The sequence below is a fragment of the Amycolatopsis sp. ATCC 39116 genome, assembly GCF_000231075.2.
In the GTDB taxonomy this organism is placed as follows: domain Bacteria; phylum Actinomycetota; class Actinomycetes; order Mycobacteriales; family Pseudonocardiaceae; genus Amycolatopsis_E; species Amycolatopsis_E tucumanensis.
The window spans coordinates 30,096-56,558 of record NZ_AFWY03000046.1; the positions used below are offsets into that span (position 1 = coordinate 30,096).

At 71.9% G+C, this 26,463-nt stretch carries 22 protein-coding genes; 14 read left to right on the forward strand and 8 right to left on the reverse strand.

Annotated elements, in window-relative coordinates; genetic code table 11:
* Positions 1-36 precede the first annotated feature (36 nt).
* From mtnA to AMY39116_RS43995, 3 genes are all read left to right on the forward strand, one after another.
* Positions 37-1,020: an S-methyl-5-thioribose-1-phosphate isomerase gene (mtnA, locus tag AMY39116_RS0332260; protein WP_020421736.1), complete on the forward strand. Its 984-nt coding sequence runs from the start codon at positions 37-39 to the stop codon at positions 1,018-1,020.
* Positions 1,021-1,115: 95 nt separating this feature from the next.
* A complete protein-coding gene (locus AMY39116_RS0332265) occupies positions 1,116-3,032 on the forward strand; it encodes a protease pro-enzyme activation domain-containing protein (RefSeq protein ID WP_027936409.1) in 1,917 nt (638 codons plus the stop codon).
* Between the two features lie 182 nt (positions 3,033-3,214).
* Complete coding sequence (locus tag AMY39116_RS43995) at positions 3,215-4,144, forward strand: phosphotransferase (RefSeq protein WP_020421738.1); 930 nt, start codon at positions 3,215-3,217, stop codon at positions 4,142-4,144.
* Here AMY39116_RS43995 and AMY39116_RS0332275 read toward each other — a convergent pair.
* Positions 4,104-4,475 (reverse strand): alpha/beta fold hydrolase, encoded by a 372-nt coding sequence (locus AMY39116_RS0332275; RefSeq protein WP_157358772.1) that lies wholly within the window; start codon positions 4,473-4,475, stop codon positions 4,104-4,106. The genes AMY39116_RS43995 and AMY39116_RS0332275 overlap by 41 nt on opposite strands.
* Before the next feature lie 103 nt (positions 4,476-4,578).
* Here AMY39116_RS0332275 and AMY39116_RS44885 point away from each other — a divergent pair, with 103 nt between their 5' ends.
* On the forward strand, positions 4,579-5,121 hold the full coding sequence (locus AMY39116_RS44885; RefSeq protein ID WP_020421740.1) for a helix-turn-helix transcriptional regulator: 543 nt from the start codon (positions 4,579-4,581) through the stop codon (positions 5,119-5,121).
* On the opposite strand, the gene AMY39116_RS0332285 is transcribed toward AMY39116_RS44885, so the two are convergent.
* Positions 5,122-5,742, reverse strand: coding sequence for a response regulator transcription factor (locus AMY39116_RS0332285; protein WP_020421741.1), 621 nt, complete (start codon positions 5,740-5,742; stop codon positions 5,122-5,124).
* Positions 5,739-6,926, reverse strand: a complete 1,188-nt coding sequence (locus tag AMY39116_RS0332290; RefSeq protein WP_369794372.1) for a GAF domain-containing protein — start codon at positions 6,924-6,926, stop codon at positions 5,739-5,741. The genes AMY39116_RS0332285 and AMY39116_RS0332290 overlap by 4 nt, the downstream gene beginning before the upstream one ends.
* 158 nt (positions 6,927-7,084) lie before the next feature.
* On the opposite strand from AMY39116_RS0332290, the gene AMY39116_RS0332295 reads away from it, so the two are divergent.
* Genes AMY39116_RS0332295 through AMY39116_RS0332315 form a run of 5 tightly spaced genes read left to right on the forward strand, consistent with a single transcriptional unit; the run spans position 7,085 to position 11,913 of the window.
* Entirely contained in the window at positions 7,085-7,873 is a 789-nt protein-coding gene (locus AMY39116_RS0332295) for an ABC transporter ATP-binding protein (protein WP_020421743.1), read from the forward strand.
* Complete coding sequence (locus AMY39116_RS0332300) at positions 7,870-8,640, forward strand: ABC transporter ATP-binding protein (RefSeq protein WP_020421744.1); 771 nt, start codon at positions 7,870-7,872, stop codon at positions 8,638-8,640. Before AMY39116_RS0332295 ends, AMY39116_RS0332300 begins: the two co-directional genes overlap by 4 nt.
* Positions 8,641-9,519 carry a branched-chain amino acid ABC transporter permease gene (locus tag AMY39116_RS0332305; RefSeq protein ID WP_020421745.1) on the forward strand — a complete coding sequence of 293 codons (879 nt, stop codon included), beginning with the start codon at positions 8,641-8,643 and terminating at the stop codon, positions 9,517-9,519.
* Positions 9,520-9,526: 7 nt separating this feature from the next.
* Positions 9,527-10,666 (forward strand): branched-chain amino acid ABC transporter permease, encoded by a 1,140-nt coding sequence (locus AMY39116_RS0332310; RefSeq protein WP_020421746.1) that lies wholly within the window; start codon positions 9,527-9,529, stop codon positions 10,664-10,666.
* Complete coding sequence (locus tag AMY39116_RS0332315; RefSeq protein WP_020421747.1) at positions 10,663-11,913, forward strand: ABC transporter substrate-binding protein; 1,251 nt, start codon at positions 10,663-10,665, stop codon at positions 11,911-11,913. The genes AMY39116_RS0332310 and AMY39116_RS0332315 overlap by 4 nt, the downstream gene beginning before the upstream one ends.
* A gap of 39 nt (positions 11,914-11,952) precedes the next feature.
* Here the strand turns inward: AMY39116_RS0332315 and AMY39116_RS0332320 are convergent, their stop codons facing one another.
* The gene (locus AMY39116_RS0332320; protein ID WP_202961473.1) at positions 11,953-13,269 is read right to left on the reverse strand and encodes an FtsX-like permease family protein; all 1,317 of its coding nucleotides are present in this window, start codon (positions 13,267-13,269) and stop codon (positions 11,953-11,955) included.
* Positions 13,270-13,273: 4 nt separating this feature from the next.
* Positions 13,274-14,032 (reverse strand): ABC transporter ATP-binding protein, encoded by a 759-nt coding sequence (locus tag AMY39116_RS0332325; RefSeq protein WP_039791884.1) that lies wholly within the window; start codon positions 14,030-14,032, stop codon positions 13,274-13,276.
* Positions 14,033-14,099: 67 nt separating this feature from the next.
* On the opposite strand from AMY39116_RS0332325, the gene AMY39116_RS0332330 reads away from it, so the two are divergent.
* The 3 genes from AMY39116_RS0332330 to AMY39116_RS0332340 all read left to right on the forward strand — a co-directional run bounded on the left by AMY39116_RS0332330 (position 14,100) and on the right by AMY39116_RS0332340 (position 16,273).
* Complete coding sequence (locus AMY39116_RS0332330) at positions 14,100-14,642, forward strand: TetR/AcrR family transcriptional regulator (protein WP_020421750.1); 543 nt, start codon at positions 14,100-14,102, stop codon at positions 14,640-14,642.
* Positions 14,643-14,705: 63 nt separating this feature from the next.
* Positions 14,706-15,503 carry a 2-keto-4-pentenoate hydratase gene (locus AMY39116_RS0332335; RefSeq protein ID WP_027936411.1) on the forward strand — a complete coding sequence of 266 codons (798 nt, stop codon included), beginning with the start codon at positions 14,706-14,708 and terminating at the stop codon, positions 15,501-15,503.
* Positions 15,500-16,273 (forward strand): 2-keto-4-pentenoate hydratase, encoded by a 774-nt coding sequence (locus AMY39116_RS0332340; RefSeq protein WP_020421752.1) that lies wholly within the window; start codon positions 15,500-15,502, stop codon positions 16,271-16,273. Before AMY39116_RS0332335 ends, AMY39116_RS0332340 begins: the two co-directional genes overlap by 4 nt.
* A gap of 173 nt (positions 16,274-16,446) precedes the next feature.
* Here AMY39116_RS0332340 and AMY39116_RS0332345 read toward each other — a convergent pair whose 3' ends face one another.
* The 3 genes from AMY39116_RS0332345 to AMY39116_RS0332355 all read right to left on the reverse strand — a co-directional run bounded on the left by AMY39116_RS0332345 (position 16,447) and on the right by AMY39116_RS0332355 (position 19,938).
* Positions 16,447-18,453 carry a phage holin family protein gene (locus AMY39116_RS0332345; RefSeq protein ID WP_020421753.1) on the reverse strand — a complete coding sequence of 669 codons (2,007 nt, stop codon included), beginning with the start codon at positions 18,451-18,453 and terminating at the stop codon, positions 16,447-16,449.
* Entirely contained in the window at positions 18,450-19,034 is a 585-nt protein-coding gene (locus AMY39116_RS0332350; protein WP_020421754.1) for a DedA family protein, read from the reverse strand. Before AMY39116_RS0332350 ends, AMY39116_RS0332345 begins: the two co-directional genes overlap by 4 nt.
* Before the next feature lie 118 nt (positions 19,035-19,152).
* Positions 19,153-19,938: an MBL fold metallo-hydrolase gene (locus tag AMY39116_RS0332355; protein WP_020421755.1), complete on the reverse strand. Its 786-nt coding sequence runs from the start codon at positions 19,936-19,938 to the stop codon at positions 19,153-19,155.
* 487 nt (positions 19,939-20,425) lie between these two features.
* Here AMY39116_RS0332355 and gltB point away from each other — a divergent pair, with 487 nt between their 5' ends.
* Complete coding sequence (gltB, locus tag AMY39116_RS0332360; protein ID WP_027936412.1) at positions 20,426-24,955, forward strand: glutamate synthase large subunit; 4,530 nt, start codon at positions 20,426-20,428, stop codon at positions 24,953-24,955.
* The gene (locus tag AMY39116_RS0332365; protein ID WP_020421757.1) at positions 24,948-26,399 is read left to right on the forward strand and encodes a glutamate synthase subunit beta; all 1,452 of its coding nucleotides are present in this window, start codon (positions 24,948-24,950) and stop codon (positions 26,397-26,399) included. Before gltB ends, AMY39116_RS0332365 begins: the two co-directional genes overlap by 8 nt.
* Positions 26,400-26,463 lie beyond the last annotated feature (64 nt).

Below are 26,463 nucleotides of genomic sequence, written 5' to 3' on the forward strand. Positions count from 1 at the left end.
TGGCGACTCCCCCAGCTTGGCTCGCGATGGCGTTCAATGGAAGACGTGCGCAGGACCATCGACTGGGTGAACGGTGCCGTCGAGATCATCGACCAGGTAGCCCTGCCGGGCGAGTACCGGACGCTGCGGCTGACCACCGTGGACGAACTGATCGACGCGATCCGCAGGCTGGCCGTGCGCGGCGCGCCCGCGCTCGGCGGCGCCGGGGCGCTGGGCACCGCGCTGGCGGCCTTCGCCTCCGACGACCCGGCGGCGGTGCGCGCGGACGCCGAGCGGCTGGCCGCCGCCCGGCCCACCGCGGTCAACCTGAGCTGGGGCGTGTCCCGCGCGCTGGCCCGGCTCGGCGACGGTCCCGACGCCGTCCTCGCCGAGGCGCTCGCCCTGCTCGACGAGGACGAGCGGCTCAACCACGAGGCCTCCGCCCGCGCCGCCGAGCTCATCCTGGAGAAGTGCCCGCGCCGCCCGCTGCGCCTGCTCACGCACTGCAACGCCGGGCGGCTGGCGACGGTCGGGTGGGGCACCGCGCTCGGTGTGGTGTGGCACCTGCAGGCCGCCGGGCGCCTGGAATACGTGCTCGCCGACGAAACCCGCCCGCTGCTCCAGGGCGCGCGGCTGACGGCGTGGGAGCTCGCCGAGGCCGGCGTGCCGCACCGGGTCCTGCCGGATTCCGCGGCGGCCGCGGCGATGGCGCGCGGGATGGTCGACTGCGTCGTGGTGGGCGCGGACCGGATCGCGGCCAACGGCGATGTGGCGAACAAGATCGGCACCTACGGCCTGGCGATCGCCGCCGCGCGGCACGGGCTGCCCTTCGTCGTCGTGGCGCCATCGTCCACAGTGGACCCGGAATTGGAATCGGGCGAATCCATCGTCATCGAAGAACGGGCGCCGGAGGAGATCACCACCATTTCCGGCATTCCGGTCGCACCGCCCGGGACGAATGTGTTCAACCCGGCGTTCGACGTGACTCCGGCGGAGCTGATCACCGCTGTGGTCACCGAAAAGGGGCCGATGGCGCCCTGAATTCCGTTTGCCGGGTTCCCGACTTTCTTCGGTAACCTGGTAACGAATTCGCTGACGCGCTGGCTTTTCCCGGACGCGGTTCTAATGTCTGCGCAATGCGAAGAGCATTGACTGTTGTCGCGTCGCTGGCGCTGGCGGGTGGTGTGCTCGTGCCGGGCACCGCCGCCGCGCAGGGACGCGCGGTGATCCCGCTGTCCCACCCGCTGTGGGCGACCCCGCAGGCCAAGGTCGCCGAGTCCGCCCCGTCCGCGAAGCTCAGCTTCCGGGTGTACCTGACCACGCGCGACCAGGCCGGCGCGGACGCCACCGCCCGCGCCGTGTCCGATCCGTCCAGCCCGTCGTTCCGCCGGTACCTGACGCCGGACCAGGTGCGCGACCGGTTCGCCGCGACCGACGAGACGCTCGGCGCGGTGCGGAACTGGTTGTCCGGCAGCGGGTTCAGCATCGGCGAGGTCCCCGCCAACCGCGCCTACGTCGAGGCGACCGGCACCACCGGCCAGGTCGAGCAGGCGTTCGGCGTGGACCTGGCGCGCTACCGCGTCGACGGACAGGTGCTACGGGCCGCGGACCGGGAACTGTCGGTGCCCGCCGCGTTGTCGGGGGACGTGCTCGGCGTGATCGGCGTCGACCAGGCCGGCGCGCTGATGAAGCCGGACACGACGGACGGATCGCCCGCGGACGTGCCGCCGTCCGACGGTTTCCGCAACGCGCAGCCGTGCGGCGCCTACTACGGCGAGAAGACCGACACCACCGACCCGGCCTACAACGGGCAGCAGCGGCCGTACGCGCCGTGCGGCTACACGCCCGCGCAGCTGCGGTCGGCCTACGGGCTGGACGGGGTGCGGGCGGACGGCAGCGGCACCACGGTGGCCATTGTGGACGCTTTCGCCTCGCCCACGCTCTACGCCGACGCCGCCGAGTACGCCCGGCGCAACGACCCGGCGCACCCGCTGCGGCGGTCGCAGTTCGCGGAGAAGGTGTTCCCCGCCAACGTCGACCAGGAACCGCCGGACCAGTGCGACGCGGCCGGCTGGTACGGCGAGCAGACCCTGGACGTCGAGGCCGTGCACGCGATGGCGCCCGGCGCGAAGATCCTGTACGTCGGCGGGTCCGACTGCCAGGACTCCTCGCTCGACGAGGCCCTGAACTGGATCGTCGCCGGGCACGAGGCCGACATCATCTCCAACTCCTACGGCGACGCGGGCGAGGACATCCCGGCCGCCGAGGTGCGGGTGTGGACGCAGATCGCGCAGCAGGCGGCGATGGAGGGCATCGGCGTCTACTTCTCCTCCGGCGACAACGGTGACGAGGCGGCCCGGCTGGGCAGCCCGTCGGCGGACTTCCCGGCGTCGGACGCCTGGGTGACCGCGGTCGGCGGGACGAGCCTCGCGGTCGGCAAGGACGGCCGGACGTTGTTCGAAACCGGTTGGGAGACCGGCAAGAGCACGCTGACCGGCGGGACGTACGGCCCCGCCGCGTACACGTCCGGTTCGGGCGGCGGCACCAGTGTGCTGTTCGACGAGCCGTTCTACCAGCGGGGTGTCGTGCCGGACGCGCTCGCGGCGCAGAACCAGCATGGCAAGGCGAAGGGCCGCGTGGTGCCCGACATCTCCGCGCTGGGCGACCCGAACACCGGTTTCCTGGTCGGGCAGACGCAGACCTTCCCCGACGGCGTGTACTACGACCAGTACCGGATCGGCGGCACCAGCCTGTCGTCGCCGCTGGTGGCCGGGATCATGGCGGTGTCGGACAGCCTGACCGGGTTCCACCACGGGTTCGTCAACCCGGTGATCTACCGGGCCGGTGGCACCCCGGCGATCAAGGACGTGCGCCACGTGGACGGGGCGGTGATGCGGGTCGACTACGCGAACTCGGTGGACGCGAGCGGCGGCCTGATCACGTCGGCGCGTGAGCTGGACTGGCCGGGCCTGACGATCCACACGACACCCGGGTACGACAACGTGACCGGGCTGGGCGTGCCGAACGGCTTGGCGTTCCTGCTCCTGCCCTAGCGGGTGCCCGTGGCGGCCACCGGAAGGCGGTGGCCGCCATGGTTATCTTCGCTGGTGGGACTACCGACGGCGGAGGCCGAGGAGCAGTTCGAAGCACTGGCCCGACGGCTCGGGGCGCCGAGGCTTGACCACACCCCAGCCAGTGACCGAAAACCGGTGGCCGCCACGGTTATCTTCGCTGCGTGGGACTACCGACAGCGGAGACCGAAGAGCAGTTCGAGGCACTGAACCCCCAAGACCTCGCCACCGGCGTCGATGCGCTGGCCCGGCGGCTCGGGATCCGCGGCGAGGTGAGCCGGTTCGCGACCGGGTCGCTGCCGGTCTACGCGTGTGGCGACGGGCTGGTCCTCAAGCTCTACCCGCCCGTCTACCCGGCCGACTTCGCCACCGAGAGCCGGGTGCTGCGGGTGGTCGACGGGCGGTTGCCGGTCGCGACGCCGCGCGTGCTGGACACCGGCGAACTGGACGGCTGGCGGTACCTGCTGATGACCCGCCTGCCTGGCGTGCCGCTCGGCGAGGTGCCGGTCGCCGAGCAGATCCGGCTCGCGCCCGCGCTCGGCGCGGCACTGGCGGCGCTGCACGCAGTGGACGTCCCGGACCTGGGGCCCTCCAGCTGGGCCGGGTTCGTCACCGAGCAGGCGGCGTCGGCGGTGACGCGGCAGCCGGCGCTCGACCAGGTGTGGGCCCGGCAGATACCGTCCTTCCTGGACTCCGTCGACCTGGGATCGCCGTCGCCGGTGCTGCTGCACACCGAGGTGATGGCCGAGCACGTGCTGGCCGTCCCCGACGGCGGCGGGTGGCGGCTGTCCGGGTTGTTCGACTTCGAGCCCGCCATGCGCGGCGCCCCCGAGTACGAGTTCGCGGCGATCGGGATCTTCGTGACCCGCGGCTCGCCCGAGTACCTGCGCGCCCTCCTGGACGGGTACGGCCTCGTCCCGGACGACGACTTCCCCGCGCGGTGCCTCGCCTACCTGCTGCTGCACCGCTACTCGAACCTCGCCTCCTACTTCAAGGGCCTCCCGGCACCGGCGGAACCGACGCTGGAGGCGCTGGCTCACGCCTGGTGGCCGGTCAGCGGTGCGCCTTCAAAAACCGGTGCAACAGCGCGCTGAACCCGGCGGCGTGCGTGACCGGCGGGGTGTGCGCCACGCCGTCCAGGACCTCGACCGGCTCGGCGGCCGGCAGCGCGGCGGCGAGAGCCACCCCGGACTCCGGCGGGATCGGCAGGTCCGCGCTGCCGTGCACCACCAGCGCCGGCGCGGTGATCTCGCCGAGCCGGCGCGCCACGCTGTCCGCGCCCATCAGCGCCCCCACCGCACGGCTCAACCGCTCCGCCGGCTGCCGTCCCAGGCGGGGCAGCCAGTGTGCTTCCGCTGCGCGCGAACCCAGGAGCAGTTCCAGCACCGCCGAACCGGCGGCGAAACCGTCCCGGATCTGCGCCATCTGCGCCAGCACCGGGGAACGCGTCCGCGGCGGTGTCGACCAAGGTCAAGCTCGACACCCGCTCCCCGGCGAGCAACGCGGCCCGTAGCGCGGTGAAGCGCCGGTGCGCCGCCAGCCGGTCCGCCCGTTCTTCCACGTCGCCGGGCTGGTCACCCGCGGCACCGGGCGGCACGCCGTGGACTTCCGTGCGGAGGCGCTCAGCGAGGGCAGCGTGTTCTGGCTGCGCCCCGGCCAGGTCCACCACGTCCTGGCAGCGTCGGACCTGCACGGCGTGCTGCTGCTGTTCACCGGGGCCGCCCTCGCCCCCGGCACCCCGGTCGCCCCGCTCGTCGCCGCCGCGCCAGCCGTCCCCGGCCCGGCTTCGGCGGTATTCCAGCGGTTCGCGGCGGCCGTGGAGGCAGACCACGCCCGGCGGCACCACGTGCGCGACTACGAGCAGGCGGTCCACGCCAGCGCGCGCACCATCGACCGGGCGGTCCGGCGGGCCAGGGGCATGAGCGCCAAGCGGTTCGTCCTCGAAGCGCGGCGGCTGGCCACGACCGACACCACGGTCGCCGCGCTGGCCGCCCAACTCGGCTTCACCGAGGCGACGAACTTCGTGAAGTTCCACCGTCGCCTGACCAGCACCACCCCGCGCGCCGCCTGATCACAGCAGCCCGGCCTCGGACGCCTTCCCGATCGCCTCCACGCGGTTGCGCGCCCCCAGCTTGTGCAGCGCGGACTGCAGGTACGTCTTCACCGTGTTCCGCGTCAGCCCGGTCGTCTCCGCGATCTCCGGGTTCGTCTGCCCCTGCGCGGCCAGCCGCAGCACCTCGTACTCGCGCCGGGTCAGGCCGCTGCGCGCCAGCGCGTCCGAGCGCGACGAGTGGTCCGGCATGATCCGCGGGTCGACCACGCGCTCCCCGCGCAGCACCCGCCGCAGCGCGGACACCAGGTCGGTGCCCGCCACGTCCTTGAGCAGGCACCCGTTGGCGCCCGCGTCCAGCGCGGCCAGCAGCCCCTGGTGGTCGCCGTGCGCGGTGAACACCACGATGCGCCCGGCCGGGTGCACCTGGCGCAGCCCGGCGATCACCTCCGGCGCGAGCATGTCCGGCAGCCGCAGGTCGAGCAGGATCAGGTCGGGCCGCAGCTCGCCGACCCGCAGCAGCGCGACCCGCCCGGACTCCGCGCTGCCGATCAGCTTCAGCGACGGCTCGGCCCGCAGCAGCAGGGTGACCCCGTCGCGGACCACGGGGTGGTCGTCGACCACCAGCACCGTCGCCGTCATGGCACTTCGGGCACCCAGGCCCGCAGGGTGCAGCCGCCGTCCTCGTCACGGACGAGGCTCACCCGCCCGCCCAGCCGCGCGGCCCGCTCCGCCAGCGAGCGCAAGCCCATCCCGGTGCCGGGCGAGTCCTCGGCGTCCTCGCCGGTGCCGTCGTCGGCGACCACGACCTGCACGCCGCCCCCGCTCGGCCCGAGGCTCACCACGACCGAGCAGGCCCGCGCGTGCTTTTCGACGTTGAGCAGCCCCTCCCGCACCGCGCACACCAGCAGCGCGGTGCGCTCGGCGTCCAGCGGCCGCACCGGGGCGAGCTGCACGAACCGGGCCGGCAGCCCGCAGCGCGCCTCGAACGAGCGGCAGTGCTCGGCCAGCTCGACCGGCAGCGCCCGTTCCGGTGTGGACTCCGACAGCGACAGCAACGACTCGCGCAGCGCTCGCGACGCCGCCGACACGTCACCTTCCAGGCGGCACAACCGGCCCTCCAGCACCGGATCGCCCGCCACGTCCTGGTGCAGGTTCCGCACCTGCACGCCGATCGAGAACAGCAGCGCCCCGACCGAATCGTGCAGCGCGCTCTGCATCCGGCGCCGCTCGGCGGAGATCGCGTCGGCGCGGTCGGACTCGGCGACGCCGGCCAGTTTCAGCGCGAACGCGGCCTGGTCGGCGATGCCCTCCAGCCGCCGCACCGCGTCGTCGCCGAAGTCGGCGGGCTCGCGCATCGCGGCGTAGGCGATGGCGAGCGTCTCCGGTTTGCCGCGCACCCGGCTGATGATCGGGACGGTCAGCAACGCGGCGAGCCCCTCGCCCGCGACCTGGGCGTCGAACTGGTGCGTGATCGTCGGCGCCCGCAGGTAGTCCGACACCTTCACCGGCTTGCCGGACGCCAGCACCCGGCCGCCGACGCCCTGGCCGGTGGGCACCACGAGGTTCTGGATCGCGTCGGTCCGGTTGCCTGCCATCCACCGGATGACGGCGGTGCCGGGCCGCTCCAGCTCACCCACGAACGCGGCGTGCACGCCCAGTGACTCACGGATGAGGTGCGCGGTGCCCTGCAGGGCTATCACCCGGTCGAGGGTCCCGAGCAGGCCCTCGCGCTCGCGCAGCAGCTCGTCGAGCACGTTGCTGTGCTCGACGGCACGGTCCGCGGCGACGCGCTGCTCTGCGGTCACGCGCCCACGATCGCACATCCGCTCCAATCCGGACATCCCCTCTTGGAGAGGGCACGGTTGGGCAAAAGTCCGGCATACCTCTCCAAGTGGGGGTGTCGGACCGGCGAGGGCCGATCAAGGATTGCCGCCACCGAGAGTGACGCCCGTCACGCGATCGGAGGAGGTGTGCGCCCCCGGTGTTGAACGTCCGAGACCTGCACGTCCGCTACGGCCGCTCGGTCGCCGCGCTGCACGGCGTCGACCTGGCGGTCCCCGACGACGGGGTCCTCGCCGTCCTGGGCAGCAACGGCGCGGGCAAGTCCACCCTGCTCCGGACGATCTCCGGCACGCTCAAGCTGCACCGCGGCGTCGTCACGCGCGGTGAGGTCCGGCTGGGCGAAACGCGGATCGACCGGCTCGACCCGGCGGCCATCGTCCGGCTCGGCGTGGTCGGCGTGCCGGAGGGCCGCCAGATCTTCACCCGCATGTCGGTCGACGAGAACCTGCGCGCCGGCGGCATCGCCGTGTCGCCGGAGCAGCGGGTCAAGGCCCGCAAACGCGTGCACGAGCTGTTCCCGGTGCTGGGCGAGCGCGCCCGGCAGCGCGCCGGGCTGCTCTCCGGCGGCGAGCAGCAGATGCTCGCGATCGGACGGGCGCTGATGTCCACCCCGCAGGTGCTGCTGCTCGACGAGCCGTCGCTCGGCCTCGCGCCGAAGGTGGTCGAGCAGATCAGCGGCATCATCCGCGAGATCCACGCCCAGGGCACCTCGGTGGTGCTGGTCGAGCAGAACGCGGTGATGGCGCTGAACGTCGCCGACCACGCCGTGGTGCTGGAGGTCGGCACCGTCGCGCTCGCCGGGCGCTCCGACGAGCTGTCCCGCAGCGAGGACGTCCAGCGCCTGTACCTGGGCGGGCACGCGGAAACCCAAGTCGCCGAGGCCGACGCCGGGCCGCGCAAGCACTTCCTGTCGAGGTGGGGCGGATGATCCCGGAACTGCGCGTCGAGCACCTCACGCTCCGCTTCGGCGGGCTGACCGCGCTGGACGACGTCTCCTTCACCGTGGTGCCCGGCTCGCTGCACGCCCTCATCGGGCCCAACGGCGCCGGGAAGTCCAGCTGCTTCAACGTGATCAGCGGCCTGTACCGCGCCACCGAGGGCCGCGTGCTGCTCGGCGACACGGAGCTCACCGGCATGCGGCCGCACAAGATGGCGAAGCTCGGCATCGGCCGGGCCTTCCAGAACGCGGCGCTCTCGCCCGGATCGACCGTGCTGGACAACGTGATGCTCGGCAGGCACGCCCTCACCCGCGGCGGGTTCCTGGAGTGCGCCCTGCGCGCGCCGTGGACGGTGCGGGCCGAGCGCAAGCACACCGAACGGGCCAAGGAGATCTGCGACTTCCTCGGCATCGGCAGGCTGCTGCACACGCCGGTGGCCGCGCTGCCCTACGGCCAGGTCAAGCGCGTGGACATCGCCCGCGCCCTGGCCGTGGAACCGGTGCTGCTCCTGCTGGACGAGCCGGCCGCGGGCATGAACGCGGCGGAGACCGCCGACCTGGCGGCCACGATCCACGACGTGCGTGACGAGCTGGGCATCTCGATCCTGCTGGTGGAGCACGACATGGGCCTGGTGATGGGCATCGCGGACCGGGTCACGGTGCTCGACTTCGGCCGCCGCATCGCCGACGGCCCGCCGAACCAAGTGCAGAACGATCCGGAGGTCATCCGGGCATACCTGGGAACGGAGGCCGCGTAGATGGACACGTTCCTGCAACTGGCGGTGAACGGCCTCGGCAAGGGCGCGGTCTACGCGCTCCTCGCGCTGGGGTTCGTGATCATCTTCAAGTCCACCGAGGTGATCAACTTCGCGCACGGCTCGCTGGTGCTGTTCGGCGGCTACCTGGTCGTCGCCACGCGCGAATCGCTGGGCTGGGTGGGCGCGTCGCTGGTCGGCATCGTCAGCGCCGGGCTGCTGGCACTGGTGGTGGAGCGGCTGCTGCTGTCCCGCACGAAGCTGGCCGATCCGAACAGCCTCGCGCTGCTCACGATCGGGATCGACGTGATCGTGACCGAGGAGATCGTGCGGCGCCTCGGGGTCGGCGTGCCGTTCCTCGGCGAGGCGTGGGACGCCAAGCCGATCCAGGTCGCCGGCATCACGCTCTTCCGCACGCACCTGGTCGCGATGCTCGTGGCCGCGGTGCTGATCACCGCGTTCTACCTGGCGTTCAAGTTCTCCAACTGGGGTGTCGCGATGCGCGCCCAGGCGGAGAACCGCGAGGCGGCCGCGTTGATGGGCATCCGCAGCCGCCAGGTGACCGCCACCGCGTGGCTGGTGGCCGGCCTGCTCGCCGGGGTCGCGGTGCTGTTCCTGGCCACCCAGGACTTCTCCGGCGCCGGCCTGTCCCGCGGTACGCACTCGATCGCGCTCGCCGCGTTCCCCGCCGCCATCCTCGGCGGGCTCGACTCGACCGCGGGCGCGATCGTCGGCGGGCTGGTCGTGGGGCTCGTCGAGGCCCTGTCCGCGGAGTACATCTCGTTCGACTTCTCCAAGAGCGCGGTGTTCCTGGTGATGCTGCTGGTGCTGGTGCTCCGGCCGTCCGGGCTGTTCGGAACGAGGGAGATAACCCGTGTCTGAGCTGGCGATGCGGGCCACGGTCGCGGACGCGCCCGCGAAGGCCCCGGCGAAGTCGGTGCGCTGGCTGCGGCTGCTCGCCTGGCTGGTGCTGCTGGCCGTGCTGCTGGTGCTGCCGCTGTACCTCGGCGCGGAGTGGCTCAAGGCCGGCCAGTGGATGATGACCGGCGCGGTCGGCGCGATCGGGCTGACCATGCTGGTCGGGCAGGCCGGTCAGCTGTCGCTGGCGCACGCGTTCTTCCTGCTCGCCGGCGGCACCACGTACACGGTGCTGGCGAGCGGCACCGAGGACGGCCGGGTGATCGGCTTCGGCGTGGACCCGCTGCTGTCGCTGCTGGCCGCGGTCGCGTTCACCGCCGTGCTGGGCCTGGCGTTCGCGCCGGTGTCCGGGCGGCTGCGCGGCATCTACCTCGGGGTCGCGTCATTGTCGCTGGTGTTCATCGGGCTCTACTTCGGACAGTCGGCGGAGCGGCTGACCGGCGGCACGTCCACCGGCCGCACCCCGGCGCCGTTCGAGCTGTTCGGGTTCACCTTCGACAGTTCGGGCGGACTGGTGATCCTCGGTGTGCCGTTCCGGCAGGCCGAGAAGATGTGGTACCTGTACCTGGCCCTCACGGTGATCGCGTTCGTGCTGGCGCGCGGCGCGGTCAACAGCCGGGTCGGGCGGTCCTGGCGCGCGGTGCGCGACCACGAGGCCTCCGCGGCCGCGATGGGGGTCAGCGTCGCCCGGGCGAAGGCCGGCGCGTTCGCGGTGTCCTCCGCCTACGCCGGGCTGGCCGGCGTGATGACCGTGCTGTGGTTCGACATCCTCAAGCCGGATGAGAACGAGTTCGGCACGTACGGCATCAACGTCTCCATCGCCTACCTGGCGATGGTCATCATCGGCGGCCTCGGCTCGATCGGGGGCGCGCTGGTCGGCGCGCTCATCGTGTTCGGCCTGCCGCAGGTGCTCTCGCTCTACTCGACACAGCTGGGGATCTTCACCGGGAGCGGCGAGGGCGCGTTCACCCCGATCCTCGTCAGCACCTTCGTCTACGGCGCCGCGATCATCCTCGTCGTGCTCTTCGAGCCGGGCGGGCTCGCGGCGATCGGGCGCCGGATCACCGGCGGCCTGCACAGGGAACGGAAGAAGGAAGGAACGTCCCGATGAAGCGACGGCTTTCCCTGGTCCTCGCGGCGATGCTGGCCATCGCCGCGTGCGGCACCAAGGCGGGCGATCAGGGATCGTCCGGCTCGGACGCCTCCGGCGTCAAGACCGATCTCGGCGTCACCGCCAACGAGATCACCCTCGGCGTCATGACCGACATGACGGGCCCGTTCAAGAACCTCTCGATCGGCATCACGCACGGCAACCAGTTGTGGGTCAACGACTTCAACGCGGCAGGCGGCGTGTGCGGGCGGCAGGTCAAGCTGGAGATCGTCGACCACGCCTACAAGGCCGACACCGCGAAGACCCTGTACCCGCAGCTGGAGCCGAAGGTGCTCGGGTTCGTCCAGATCGTCGGGTCGCCGATCATGGCGGCGCTGAAGCAGAACATCAAGTCCGACAAGACGACCGCGACCCCGGCGTCCTGGTCGTCGGAGCTGCTGGACAACCCGTACGTGATGATCGTCGGCACCACCTACGACGTCGAGATGATCGACGGCATGTCCTACCTGCAGGAACAGGGCATGATCAAAGACGGCGACACGGTCGGGCACATCTACATCGACGGCGAGTACGGCGCGAACGGCCTGCGCGGCGCCCGCTACTACGCGCAGAAGCACGGCATGAACCTGCGCGAAGTCAAGATCACCTCCTCGGACAACGACCTGACCAACATCGTCACGGGTCTGCGTGGCGAGGGCGTCAAGGCGATCATGCTGACCACCACGCCGGCGCAGACCGGTTCGGTGGCGGCGGCGAACAAGGCGCTCGGGCTGAACGTGCCGCTGCTGGGCAACAACCCGACGTTCGACCCGGTGCTGCTGAGCAGCCCGGCCGCGAACGCGCTGGACCGGCTCTACGTCGTGGCCAGCAGCGTGCCGGTGGCCGCGGACGTGCCGAAGGCGAAGGACGTACTGGCGAAGTACAAGGCCGCGAAGTTCCCGGAGGCGCCGAACGCCGGTGTCCCCTACGGCTACGCGGTGGCCGAGGTGTGGGGCGCGGTGCTGAGGAAGGCCTGCGACAACAAGGACCTGACCCGCGACGGCATCCTCACCGCGCTGCAGCAGACGACCTCCGCCGACACCGGTGACCTGGTCGCGGCGCTGGACTTCTCGAAGCCCGGCGCGCCGCCGACCCGCGAGGTCTACGTTGCGCAGCCCGACGCGGGCGTCGAAGGCGGCATCAAGTACGTGAAGCCGCTGTTCGAGGCCGCGGACGCCAAGGACTACGTGGCACCGCACCAGAAGTGAGCGCGCCTGGTGGCCCGTCCCCGTTGGCGGGCCACCAGGTCAGTGCACGGCGGCCGTGCGGACCACGCGGTTGCCCGCGACCGTGGTGACGCCGAGCGCGATCACCGCGCCGAGCACGATGCTCAGCAGGTACGGCCCGGCGGCGAACGCCGCCGCCGGGCTGCCCGTCTTGACGACGGCGAACGGGATGACGCACACCAGCGCGCCGACGCCGGCCGCGATCACGCTGACGAGCGTCGCGGCGACGATCTCCCGCAGCAGCATCCCGCGGGTCTGCCCGGAGGTCGACCCGATCAGCGACATGGTCGTGAACTCCTCCTGCCGCCTGCCCAGCGCCGCCACCAGGTTGTTGGTCAGCGCGATCGCCATGAACACCGCGATCAGGACCACCACCAGGTAGTTGATCGACGCCAGGACCTGCGCGGTGCTGCCCTCGGCCGAGTGCCGGTTCTCGATGCCCTGCATGCTGAGCGTCCCGGCGGACACGCCGACGAGCAGCGTCAGGAAGGTGACCGCTGGCCGCACCCGTTCCGGCGCCGCGGACAGGTTTACGGCCGCCAGGTGCCCCGCCGCGCCGCGCGGTGACAGGACCTTCAGGACCCGGTTCACCAGGACGACCAGCTCCGGCGCGAGCACCGCGAGCCCGATCGCGACGAGCACGGTGGCGGGCCCGGTCATCGCGGTGGTCGCGATGTCGTCCGCGTCCATGGCGAGGACGGCCGAGGACGACCCGATCCCCGCGACCAGCATCACGGCCGCGAGGATGCGGCGCGGCGACCGGCGGGACCGCTTGCTCAGCACCGGCGCGGGCCCCTCGATCGGACTCCGCCCGGCGATCCTGCGGCTGCCGATCCACGCGGCCACGATGCTCGCGAGCAGCACGACGACGACACCGGCGACCGGCAGCGCCAGACCCGGCGCGTAGGCCGTGGAACCGGCGACCAACCCCGACGACCGGACCGCGGCCAGCACGATCCAGCCGAGCAGGTAACCCAGCAGCAGACCGGGCAGCGCGGCGACCGCCGAGACGGCGAGCGTCTCCGCCGAGACCATCACCTGGATCTGCCGCGGCGTCGCCCCGATCAGGCGCAGCCCGCCGATCTCCGTGGCGCGGCCGCCGAGCGTCACGCCGATCGTCGACACCATCGCGAAGACGACGATCGCCACCACCCAGCCGCCCATGATCATCGGGAACTGGGTCAGGAACGACCGGTCCGCCCCGGCCGTGCCGTCCGCGACCCCGGTGGCGAGCAGCGTGGTCATCGTCGACACCAGCGCCATCCCGATCAACGCGATCAGGCCGGTGGCGATCGCCGCGCCGCGGTGGTGGCGGAACAGCCGCAGGGCGAGGCTCACCACGTCAGTTCACCCCCATCGCGGCGGCCCGCTCGGCCGACTCGATCAGGGTCGCCATGCGGTTGGCGACCGCGGCCGCCGCGGGGCGGGCCATCTGGTCGACGATCAGGCCGTCGGCCAGGAACAGCACCCGGTCCGAAAAGGACGCCGCGACCGGGTCGTGCGTCACCATGATGATCGTCTGGCCCTGGTCGGCGAGCGCGCGCAGCAGGCTCAGGACCTCGCGGGCGCTGCGGATGTCCAGCGCGCCGGTCGGCTCGTCGGCGAAGACGACCTCCGGGTCGGTGATCAACGCGCGCGCCACCGCGACGCGCTGCTTCTGGCCGCCGGAGAGCTGGTCCGGCCGGTGGGTGCCGCGGTTGCCCAGCCCGACGCGCTCGAGCAGCGCGGCGGTCCGGCGCGGGTCGGGCTTGCGCCCGTCCAGCCGCAGCGGCAGTTCGACGTTCTCCTTCGCGGTCAACGCCGGCAGCAGGTTGAACGCCTGGAACACGAAGCCGACGCGCCGGCGGCGCAGCTCGGCCAGCTTGGTCTCGTCGAGCCCGGCGAGGCTCACGCCGTCGAGCTCGGCCGTGCCCGCGGTCGGCGTCCGCAGCCCGGCCGCGCAGTGCAGCAACGTGGTCTTGCCTGACCCCGACGGGCCCATGATCGCCGTGAACGAGCCCCTCGGCACGTCCAGGTCGATGCCACGCAGAGCGTCGACCGGCCCCGCTTCCCCCTCGAATCTGCAGCGCAAGTCCCGGATGCGCACAGCAGGAGTCCCCATGTCAGATCCCTTCTCCAACCCTTGAACGAACGTTTTAAACGAACGTTTATATGATACGGTAGCACACATGGGACACCGGGAGAACTTGCTGATCGCGGCGCGGGAATGCCTCCTCCGAGCCGGGTACGCGCGCACCACCGCGCGTGACCTGGCCGCCGCTTCCGGCGCGAACCTGGCGTCGATCAACTACCACTTCGGGTCGAAGGAGGGCCTGCTCACGCGGGCGCTGAACGACCTGAACGCCGAGTGGGGCGAGCTGCTGTTCCAGGCGCTCGGCGAGGGCGACACGAACGAGGCGCGCTGGGGCCGGATCATCGAGTCGATCCAGGCGAACCGGCAGCTGTGGTTCGTGAACTTCGAGGGTGTCGCCTACCTGCAGCACGACGAGAAGATCCGCGACATGAACGCGCGTGGCCAGCAGGCCGCCCGCACGGCGCTGGCGCAGGCGTTCGCCGGGCTGGGGCCGGACGCGGACCCGGACCGGGTGCGGATCGTCGGCTCGCACTACTACTCGCTGCTGGTGGGGGTCGCGCTGCAGTGGCTCACCGATCCGGACAACGCCCCGAACGCGGCCGAGATCGTCGCGGCGGACCAAGGCGCGCGGGTCTGACGCGTGCCGCCCAGCGGGACGCGGTTGTTGCGATCCGCGGGGGCGGCCACGAGAGTTCAGGCCATGGATGCGACAGCGGTGCGGGAGGCGGCCGACCTCCTGCTGCAGGCCTACGCGGCGGGCAAGCCCATCGCGCCCCTGATCGAGACCTACCCGGGCGCGACCGTCGAGGACGCCTACCGGATCCAGCTCGACCAGGTGCGTGTGTGGACCGAGGGCGGCGACGAGATCAAGGGCCACAAGGTGGGCCTGGCCTCGGCCGCGATGCAGCGTCAGATGGGCGTCGACCAGCCCGACTACGGGCACCTCACCGGCACCATGTTCCACCTGGAGCACCAGCCGATCCCGGTCGGCAGCTTCCTGCAGCCGCGCATCGAGCCGGAGATCGCGTTCGTGCTCGGGCGGAAGCTGTCCGGGCCCGGGGTGACGGTGGCCGACGCGGTGCGCGCCGTCGACTTCGTGGTGCCCGCGCTGGAGATCGTGGACTCGCGCATCGAGGACTGGCGCATCTCGATCGTCGACACCATCGCCGACAACGCCTCTTCCGGCGGAGTGGTGCTGGGCAGCAGGCCGACCGCACTGTCCTCGGTGGACCTGCGCCTGGCCGGCTGCACCCTGCACTCGGGCGGTGAGCTGGTGGCGACCGGGGCGGGCGGCGCGGTGCTCGGGTCGCCGCTGAACGCGCTGGTGTGGCTGGCGAACACCGTGGGCCCGCTGGGGATCGACCTGGAGCCGGGGCACGTGGTGCTGCCCGGGTCGATGACGAAGGCGATCCCGCTGCGCCCGGGTGACACCGTGGTGTCGACGGTGGCGGGGCTGGGCAGTGTGACGGCTGTGTTCGGGTCGAAGGAGGACGCGTGACCGGGTGGAGCATCGCCGAGGCGGCGCGGGTGCTGCTGGCGGCGGAGGACGCGGGAACGGCGCGCGGCCCGATCACCGAGGAGTGGCCCGGCCTGGACGTGCGCACGGCGTATGCGGTGCAGGACGAGGCGTTGCGGTTGCGGCTCGCGCGCGGCGAAAAGCTGATCGGGCTGAAGCTGGGCCTGACGTCGAAGGCGAAGCAGGAGCGCATGGGCGTGGACCGCCCGGTGATGGCCTGGCTGACCGACGCCATGGTGCTGCCCGCCGCGGACCCGCTGCCGAAGCTGATCCACCCGCGGGCCGAGCCGGAGATCGTGTTCGTGCTGGGCTCGCGCCTGGCGGGCCCCGGCGTCACGGCGGCCACCGCGATGGCGGCGGTGGACCGGGTGTACGGCGGGATCGAGGTGATCGACTCGCGGTACGCCGACTTCCGGTTCGCCGCGCCCGACACCATCGCCGACAACGCCTCGTCGAGCGTCTTCCGGGTCGGCTCGGTGGGGGTCGCGCCCGCCGGGCTGGACCTGACGCTGGAGGCGTGCCTGCTGGAGGCCGACGGAGCGATCGTGGACAGCGCGACCGGCGCCGCGGTGCTCGGGCACCCCGGCGAGGCGCTCGCGCTGGCAGCCAACGCACTGGCGGAACGGGGCCTGGCGTTGGAGGAGGGGTGGATCGTGCTGACCGGCGGCCTGACCGACGCCGTGCCCATCTCATCGGGCGCCCGCATCGCCGCACACTTCACAAGCCTGGGCTCAATCACCCTGGCCGGCTGACCAACCACAAAACCGCCGCCCGGCAACGAAAGCGCCTCACCCTCCGAACCACTCCCCTCCCGCAAGCCGATCCCCAGCCCAATCGGTTGCCGAGCCGCCGGGTCAAGGCACGCTTTCCCGCCTTGACGCGGTGTCTCGGCGACCGAACACTGAAAGATCGGGTTCGGAAGGGGCTATTCGGGCTCCGGGTGCCCCAGCTTGGTCAGCCACACCCGGAACAACCGGTGCAGCGACTCGGCCCCCACCAGCTCCCCGGGCGGCTCGAACTCCTTGGGGTGGATGAGGAACCCGCGCTCCTGCTCCCCACCGAGCCCGCCGTGTGAGCCGACGTGGATCTCGAACGGTGAGGCCTCCCCGGTCTCCGGGTCCCACCGGCTGTTGATCATGATGTCGGCGCAGTGCGGGAAGGTGTCCACGCGCCGGATCAGGTCCGGGGCGTGTTCCCCGTACAGCGCCAGCGGGTCCTCCCCGAGCACCTCGCCGGACGCCAGCCGGTGGACCCCGTCGCGGCCGAGCACGACCGGACCGTGGACGTCGCTGCGCACCAGCATGAACCCGATCCCCGGGTGGTCGACCAGCGCGGGCAGCAGGTCCGGGTACTCGCGCTCGATCGTCTCCAGCGAGACCCTGCCTTCGTGCTCGGTGAACGACACCATCCCGACGTGCCCGGACACCACGACGACCACGCCGGGCGCCACGCGCGTCACCTCGTGCCGCTCGTCCTCCCGTGGCCGGTGCTCGATGCGCCGCGCCCCGGTCACCCGCTCCCGCAGTCGCGTGGCGACCGGCCCGCCGGAAACCGCTTCCGGGGCCGGTCCGCCGCACAGCCGCCCGACGAGCTCCTCCAGCGACTCGCCGAACCGGTGCGCGAACGCCCACCCCTGCGTCTGCCCGTGGTCGGACAGCACCACCAGGTGGTACGGCCGCGGTCCGAGCCGGGACGCGCGGTGCAGCCGCCCGATCTGCTGGTCGATCGCCCGCAGCACGGCGAGCGTGTCGAACCGTTCGATGCCGGAGTGGTGGGCGACCTCGTCGTAGCCGAGGAAGTCCGCGTAGACCACCGGGCGGCCGTTGAGCATGTCCTCCAGCACCGCGGACACCACGACGTCCCGGGAGATGACGGTGGTGCCGGTCCGGGCGATCGGGTAGATCCCGCCGCGCGGCACCCGCGGCACGACGCCCGCCCGCCGCTGCCGCGCCGACGCCGAGACCTCGCGGACGATGTCGACCAGTGCGGAACCCAAGGTGCGCAACGCGTTCACCGGGTTGGCGAAGTAGGCGTAGTAACCTGCGCCGACCCGGTCCGCGCGGCGTCGGCGCAGGCCTCTGGGCAGCAGCACGGACACGGCGCTCATGGTGAGGCTGACGTGCGGCGCGTCGCCGGTGAAGAGGTTGCCGTGGCTGGCGCCGTCGACGGCGAGCAGGCCGCGGCCGTTCGAGTGCCGCCGCTCGATCTCGGCCGCGTCGCGCGGGTGGGCGCACGCCATCACGTGGTCGCGGTCCTTTTCGTACCAGCGGAACCCGAGGATGTCGTGGTTGGAGCCGTGCAGGATGCCGCACACGCTCGCGCCGGTCTGCGAGCTCCAGTCGGTCTGCCAGCGCACCAGCGCGTGGCTGTCCTCGGCGAGCCAGCGCGCCAGGGTCGGCATGTCGCCGTCCCGCACCGCGCGGCGCACGACGTCGTACCCGAGGCCGTCGACCTGCAGGAAGATCAGCCCGGGCGGGAGGTCCGGTCCGGGGTCCGGGCAGCGGCGCGACCGGCGGCGGGCGCGGCGGAAGAACACCTCGTCCTCGTCGATGGCCAGCACGCTCGACACCACGCCGCTGACCGCGGACACCCCGACCACGACGAGGAACCCGGTGCGCAGCCCGTTGACCTCGACCCCGGGCACCACCGCGAACGCGGCCACCGCGCCCGCGCCGAGCATGAGGAAGCTGCCGATGCCCAGCGTGAACAGCGCCAGCGGCAACGCGACCCGCAGCACCTGCGGCCACACCACGGCGGTCAGCAGGCTCAGCAGCAGGCCGCACACCAGCGGCTGCCACTCCTCCGGCATCGCGAAGCCGTCGAGCAGGTCGTCCATGCCGACGAGCGCGAGCGACGTGGTCAGCCACACCAGGGCGAACCGCGCGAGCGACCGTCCACGCCGGAACAGCCGGCCCCTCTCCGCCGTTGTCATCCCCGGTTCCCCACCCTTTCCCTGCGGCGCTTCGCCACCAGGTTGATCACCCCGGTGACCAGCAACACCAGCACGGCGGCCAGCAACGTCGCGACGAGCGGCGAGTCGAACAGGCCGCCGCTGAGCACGCCGAGCAACGCGTACGCGACCGCCCACAGCACGCACGCCACGGCCGTGGCGGGCAACAGCCGCCGCCACGGGTAGGCGATCGCGCCCGCGGCGAGCAGCACGGGGATGCGCCCGGCAGGCAGCAGCCGCCCGACGACCACGAGCTGCCACCCCTGCCGCGCGAACCGCCGCCGCGCCGCGACGAGGCGTTCCGGCTTCTGCCCGCGCGCCAGCCAGCGGACCGCCGCGTCGCTGCCCAGGCGCGCGACCGCGAAGGTCACGACGTCACCCACCATCGCCCCCGCGGCGGCCAGCAGCAGCACCAAGGGCAACGACAGGTGCCCGGTGGTCATGGCGATCGCGGCCGCCGCACCGACGACGGCCCCGGTCGGGACGATCGGCACGATCGAGCCGACGAGGACGCCCAGGAAGAGGGTCGGATAGCCGACGCTGGAGAGGTCGGTCCAGTTCACCCAGCCACCCCATCACGCACCCGCCCCGGCCCGGTGACCGCCGCGCCGACGATCGCCGATCTCACACCGACGAGCACGGGACTGGCGAAGCCCGCGGTCGTGGGCTCTCCGGGTGGCCTCATCGGGGCGACCTGTGCAGCCGCACCGGCTCGCCGGGCTCCGTGAGGGCCACCGTGGTCGGCAGGCCGCGATCCGCCACCTCCGCCGCGAACGTCCGTGGCGGTGAGACCAGCAACCGCCGCATGCGGCGGGTTCGCGCCAGGCCGGGGACGGCCAGCGTGCCCCAGTGCACGGGCACCGCCACGCGCGGCCGCGCCAGTGAGACCGCCTCCGCGGCCCGCGCCGGGTCCAGGTGCCCCGGCCCCAGATTCGGCCCCCACCCCCACACCGGCAGCAGCGCCACGTCCACCGGGCCGAGTTCGGCCATTCCCGGGTACAGGTCAGTGTCCCCGGCGACGTACACCCGCGCCCCCGGCCCCTCCACGACGTGACCGCTCGCGGGCGCCTGCGGGCCGTGCGTGAAGCGCGGCCCCCAGCGGTGCCCGGAGTGGTCCGCAGGCACCGCGGTCACCCGGAGGTCGCCGAGCTCCAGCCGCTCCCCGATGTCCAGTTCCGCCACCGCCGGAAACCCCCGCCGCCGCAACCACCCGCCGGCCCCGCGCGGCACCACGATCCGCACGTCCTGCCCCAGCAGCCGCAGCGACGGCACGTGCAGGTGGTCGCCGTGCAGGTGGGAAATCAGCACGAGGTCGACGTCGGCGTAGGCAGCGGGATCCAGCGGTGGCGCGACCCGCACCAGCCCGCCCACCGTGCGCGTCAGCACCGGATCGGTCAGCACGACCCGGCCGGCGATCTCCAGCCGGACCGTCGAGTGCCCGAGGAAACGCATCGCCAGGCCGTCCACACCCCGAGTATCCCGGCCGGAAGGCGCTCCGCGTCCGTAACACCTTGATTACTTAATCGGACACTCACTCGAACCGGTGAATCGATCACGGCACCCCGTCGACGGCACTTTGCGCTGGTCAACGCTGGTGCAACGGTACTTCCACACCGGAGGCTGTCGCGTCAACGTCCGTATGGCATATGCCACGAGGTCCGCTCGACGTATGTCGATAACGGCGAGTTCACACTACTGTCATAAGACCCGGCGAACCCGGGGGTAACTGGCGCGCCGCGGGAACCCGCCCACCACGACCCGGGGATCTCGCTGATGCGCGCCAGCGGCCCGAAGACGTGCCGACCGGCGGCCACCCAACGACGTGTGGCCGGTGTGCCGAGTCCTGCCCTCGTTCAGGCGACTCGGACTTCTGCTCTCGACTGACCATCGCGCAGGAGGGCTGTTGCGTTAACAACAGCCCGTGCCGCGCCCACGTGTGAGGAGACGGCCAGCCGTGACCCGCCACAGTGTTCGCAAGCCGGAAGGCTTGTACGACGCGCAATACGAGCACGATGCCTGCGGTGTCGCGTTCGTCGCCGATATGTCCGGCCGACGCAGCCACGACATCGTGACCAAGGCCCTGACGGCCCTGCGCAACCTCGAACACCGTGGCGCCAGAGGAGCGGAACCGGAGACCGGCGACGGCGCGGGCATCCTGATCCAGGTCCCGGACGCGTTCTTCCGCGAGGTCGTCGACTTCGAACTGCCCGAGGCGGGTCACTACGCCGTGGGCACCGCGTTCCTGCCGGTCGACGAGACCGCCCGCGGCCGCGCGATGAGCGCGATCGAGGGCCTCGTCGCCGAGGAGGGCCTGCGTGTCCTGGGCTGGCGCGAGGTCCCGGTGGACACCGAGCACGTCGGGCCGACGGCGGCCTCGACCATGCCGCACTTCGCGCAGCTGTTCCTGGCCTCGCGGGAAGGGCTGCGCACCGGGCTGGACCTGGAACGCGCCGCGTTCTGCGTGCGCAAGCGCGCCGAGCACCTGCTGGCCGACGAGGACGTGTACTTCCCGAGCCTGTCCGCCCGCACCATCGTCTACAAGGGAATGCTCACCGAGCCGCAGGTGCCGCGGTTCTTCCCGGACCTGACCGACGAGCGCGTGACGAGCGCGATCGGGCTGGTGCACTCCCGCTTCTCGACCAACACGTTCCCGTCGTGGCCGCTGGCCCACCCGTACCGGTACGTGGCGCACAACGGCGAGATCAACACGCTGCGCGGCAACCGGAACTGGATGGACGCGCGCGAGTCGATGCTGTCCACCGACCTGATCCCCGGTGACCTCAAGCGGATCTACCCGATCATCACCCGCGGCGCGAGCGACTCGGCGAGCTTCGACGAGGTCCTCGAACTGCTGCACCTCGGCGGCCGCAGCCTGCCGCACGCCGTCCTCATGATGATCCCGGAGGCGTGGGAGAACCACGAGGAGATGGACGAGGCGCGGCGGGCGTTCTACGAGTTCCACTCCACGCTGATGGAGCCGTGGGACGGGCCGGCGCTCGTGTCGTTCACCGACGGCACCCAGATCGGCGCGGTGCTGGACCGCAACGGCCTGCGCCCCGCGCGGTACTGGGTCACCGAGGACGGCCTGGTCGTGCTCGCCAGCGAGGTCGGCGTGCTGGAGCTGGACCAGTCGACGATCGTGAAGAAGGGCCGGCTGGAGCCGGGCCGCATGTTCCTCGTCGACACGGCCGAGGGCCGCATCATCGACGACGAGGAGATCAAGGGGCAGCTGGCCGCCGAGCACCCCTACGGCGACTGGGTCGACCAGGGCCTGGTGCGCCTGGAAGAACTGCCCGAGCGCGAGCGCGAGGTGCCCACGCACGCCTCGCTGGTGCGCCGCCAGCAGGCCTTCGGCTACACCGAAGAAGAGCTCGACACCCTGCTGTCGCCGATGGCGCGCAGTGGCGCGGAGCCGATCGGCTCGATGGGCAACGACTCGCCGCTCGCGCCGCTGTCGTCCGGCCCGCGGCCGATCTTCGACTACTTCATCCAGCTGTTCGCCCAGGTCACCAACCCGCCGCTGGACGCCATCCGCGAGGAGCTGGTGACGTCGCTGGGCACCCAGCTCGGCGCGCAGCCGAACCTGCTGGAGGCCACCGGCGAGTCGTGCCGCCGCGTCGTCCTGCCGTTCCCGGTGCTGGACAACGACGAGCTGGCCAAGCTGGTGCACATCAACGACGACGGCGACCTGCCGGAGTTCACCGCGGTCACCATCCACGGCCTCTACGACGTGCACGGCGGCGGCGACGCGCTGCTGGCGCGCCTGGAGGAAATCCGCACCGAGGTGTCCAACGCGATCTCCGAGGGCGCGCGGCTGATCGTGCTGTCCGACCGCGGGGTCGACGCCGACCACGCGGCGATCCCGTCGCTGCTGCTCACCGGCGCGGTGCACCACCACCTGGTGCGGCAGAAGACCCGCACGCAGGTCGGCATCATCGCCGAGACCGCCGACGCCCGCGAGGTGCACCACATCGCGCTGCTGCTGGGTTACGGCGCCGCCGCGGTCAACCCCTACCTGGCGATGGCCACGGTCGAGGAGCTGGCCCGCGACGGCAAGATCCCGGGCGTCACCGCGCAGCAGGCGACCCGCAACCTGATCAAAGCGCTGGGCAAGGGCGTACGCAAGACCATGTCGAAGATGGGAGTGTCCACTGTGGCCTCCTACACCGGCGCGCAGATCTTCGAGGCGCTCGGCCTGTCGCAGGAGGTCATCGACACCTGCTTCACCGGCACCACCTCGCGGCTGGGCGGCGTCGGCTTCGACGTGCTGCACGAGGAGGTCCGGCAGCGGCACGCCCGCGCGTTCCCGCGCGACGGGTTCCGCCCGAACCACCGCGAGCTGGAGATCGGCTCGGACTACCAGTGGCGCCGCGAGGGCGAGCCGCACCTGTTCAACCCGCACACGGTCTTCAAGCTGCAGCACTCCACGCGCACCGGCCGCTACGAGGTGTTCAAGGAGTACACGAACGCCGTCGACGAGCAGTCGAAGAAGCTGTTCACCCTGCGCGGCCTGTTCGAGCTGAAGGAGGGCGTGCGCCCGCCGGTGCCGATCGAGGAGGTCGAGCCGGTCTCCGAGATCGTCAAGCGGTTCGCCACCGGCGCCATCTCCTACGGCTCGATCTCGCAGGAGATGCACGAGACGCTGGCGATCGCGATGAACCGGCTGGGCGGCAAGTCCAACACCGGTGAGGGCGGCGAGGACCCGGAGCGGCTGTACGACCCGGAGCGGCGCAGCGCCGTGAAGCAGGTCGCGAGCGGCCGGTTCGGCGTCACCAGCGAGTACCTGGTCAACGCCGACGACATCCAGATCAAGATGGCGCAGGGCGCGAAGCCCGGCGAGGGCGGTCAGCTGCCCGGCGCGAAGGTGTACCCGTGGATCGCGAAGACGCGGCACTCCACGCCGGGTGTGGGCCTGATTTCCCCGCCGCCGCACCACGACATCTACTCGATCGAGGACCTGGCGCAGCTGATCCACGACCTGAAGAACGCCAACCCGGCCGCCCGCATCCACGTGAAGCTGGTGTCCGAGGTCGGCGTCGGCACGGTCGCGGCCGGTGTGTCGAAGGCGCACGCGGACGTCGTGCTGATCTCCGGCCACGACGGCGGCACCGGCGCCTCGCCGCTGTCCTCGATCAAGCACGCGGGCGGCCCGTGGGAGCTGGGCCTGGCCGAGACGCAGCAGACCTTGCTGGCCAACCGGCTGCGCGACCGGATCGTGGTGCAGACCGACGGCCAGCTCAAGACCGGCCGCGACGTGGTGATCGCCGCGCTGCTCGGCGCCGAGGAGTTCGGCTTCGCAACCGCGCCGCTGGTGGTGTCCGGCTGCATCATGATGCGCGTCTGCCACCTGGACACCTGCCCGGTCGGCGTGGCGACGCAGAACCCGAAGCTGCGCGAGAAGTTCAGCGGCAAGGCCGAGTACGTGGTGAACTTCTTCGAGTTCATCGCGCAGGAGGTGCGCGAGTACCTGGCGCGGCTGGGCTTCCGCTCGATCGAGGAGGCCGTCGGGCACGCCGAGGTGCTCGACACCCGTCCCGCGGTCGACCACTGGAAGGCGCGCGGGCTGGACCTGTCGCCGATCTTCCACGTGCCCGAGCTGGAGCCGCGTGCCGCGCGGCACCAGGTGGTCAAGCAGGACCACGGCCTGGAGAAGGCGCTGGACAACACGCTGATCCAGCTCGCCGAGGGCGCGCTGAACTCCGGGGACAAGGTGCGGCTGGAACTGCCGGTGCGCAACGTGAACCGGACCGTCGGCACCATGCTCGGGTCGGAGCTGACCAAGCGCTGGGGCGGCGAGGGCCTGCCGGACGACACGATCGACGTGACCTTCACCGGCACCGCCGGGCAGTCGTTCGGCGCGTTCATCCCGAAGGGCATCACGCTGCGGCTGTTCGGCGACGGCAACGACTACGTGGGCAAGGGCCTCTCCGGTGGCCGCATCATCGTGCGGCCGCCCAAGGAGGCGAAGTTCGACACGTCGGCGAACATCATCGCGGGCAACGTGATCGGCTACGGCGCGACCGGCGGGCAGATCTTCCTGCGCGGCAAGGTCGGCGAGCGGTTCTGCGTGCGCAACTCGGGCGCGCTGGCCGTCGTGGAGGGCGTCGGCGACCACGGTTGCGAGTACATGACCGGCGGTCGCGTGGTGGTGCTCGGGCCGACCGGGCGCAACTTCGCCGCCGGCATGTCCGGCGGGATCGCCTACGTGCTGGACCTGTCGCCGCTGCGGGTGAACCCGGAGATGGTCGACGTGGACCCGCTGGACGACGAGGACGTCGAGTTCCTGCGGGACGCGGTCGAGGCGCACTTCGTGGAGACCGAGTCGCCGGTGGCGCGGGAGCTGCTGGCCGACTGGGAGACCACGATCGCCCGGTTCGCCAAGGTCATGCCCAAGGACTACAAGCGGGTCCTGGCCGCGCAGGCGGAAGCCGAGCGCGACGGCCGGGACGTGAACGAAGCCATCATGGAGGCCGCACATGGCTGACCCCAAGGGTTTTCTGACGACGCCGCGCGAGACGCCGAAGACCCGGCCGGTGCCGCTGCGGCTGCTCGACTGGCGCGAGGTGTACGAGGACTTCGCGTCGAACAAGCTGGAGAAGCAGGCCGGCCGCTGCATGGACTGCGGCATCCCGTTCTGCCACCAGGGCTGCCCGCTGGGCAACCTGATCCCGGAGTGGAACACGCTGGTCTGGAGCGACGACTGGCGCGACGCGATCGAGCGGCTGCACGCCACGAACAACTTCCCGGAGTTCACCGGGACGCTGTGCCCCGCGCCGTGCGAGACCGCGTGCGTGCTGGGGATCAACGACGACCCGGTGACGATCAAGCGGGTCGAGATCTCCATCGTGGACCGCGCGTGGGAGGAAGGCTGGATCACGCCGCAGCCCCCGAAGACGCGCACCGGCAAGAAGGTCGCGGTGGTCGGGTCCGGTCCGTCCGGCCTGGCGGCGGCGCAGCAGCTGACCCGCGCCGGGCACGACGTGGTCGTGTTCGAGCGGGCCGACGCGATCGGCGGGCTGCTGCGGTACGGCATCCCCGAGTTCAAGATGGAGAAGCGCAGGCTGGACCGGCGGCTGGACCAGATGCGGGCCGAGGGCACGGAGTTCCGGACCGGCGTGAACGTCGGGGTCGACATCACGGCGGAGGAGCTGCGGTCGTCCTACGACGCGGTGGTGCTGGCCGGTGGCGCGACCGCGTGGCGGGACCTGCCGGTCAAGGGCCGCGAGATCCCGGGCATCCACCAGGCGATGGAGTTCCTGCCGCTGGCGAACCGGGTGGCGTCGGGTGAGCTGGAGTCGTCGCCGATTTCGGCCGAGGGCAAGCACGTCGTGGTGATCGGCGGCGGTGACACCGGCGCGGACTGCGTCGGCACGTCGCACCGGCAGGGCGCGCTTTCGGTGACCCAGCTGGAGATCATGCCGCGACCGCCGGAGACCCGCTCGGAGGCGCACCCGTGGCCGACGTACCCGATGATCTTCCGGGTGTCCTCGGCGCACGAGGAGGGCGGCGAGCGGCTGTACTCGGTGAGCACGCAGGAGTTCCTCGCCGACGAGGACGGGAACCTGCGGGGGCTGCGGCTGGTCGAGGTCCGCAACGAGGGCGGGAAGTTCGTCGAGGTCGAGGGCACCGAGCGGGAGCTGCCCGCGCAGCTGGTGCTGCTGGCGATGGGCTTCGTCGGCCCGCAGCGCGAAGGCCTGATCGAGCAGCTCGGCGTGGAGCTGGACGCGCGCGGCAACGTCGCGCGGGACGCGGATTTCCGCACCAGCGTGGAGAACGTGTTCGTGGCCGGTGACATGGGCCGCGGGCAGTCGCTGATCGTGTGGGCGATCGCCGAGGGCCGCTCCGCCGCGGCCGGCGTGGACGCCTACCTGACCGGCCGGAACGTCCTGCCGGCGCCGATCGCGCCGACGGACCGGCCGATCGCCTAGTGCCCCGGGGCGGGCCGCCGCGGCAACGAAGCCGCGACGGCCCGCCCCGAGCCCAACGCGCACC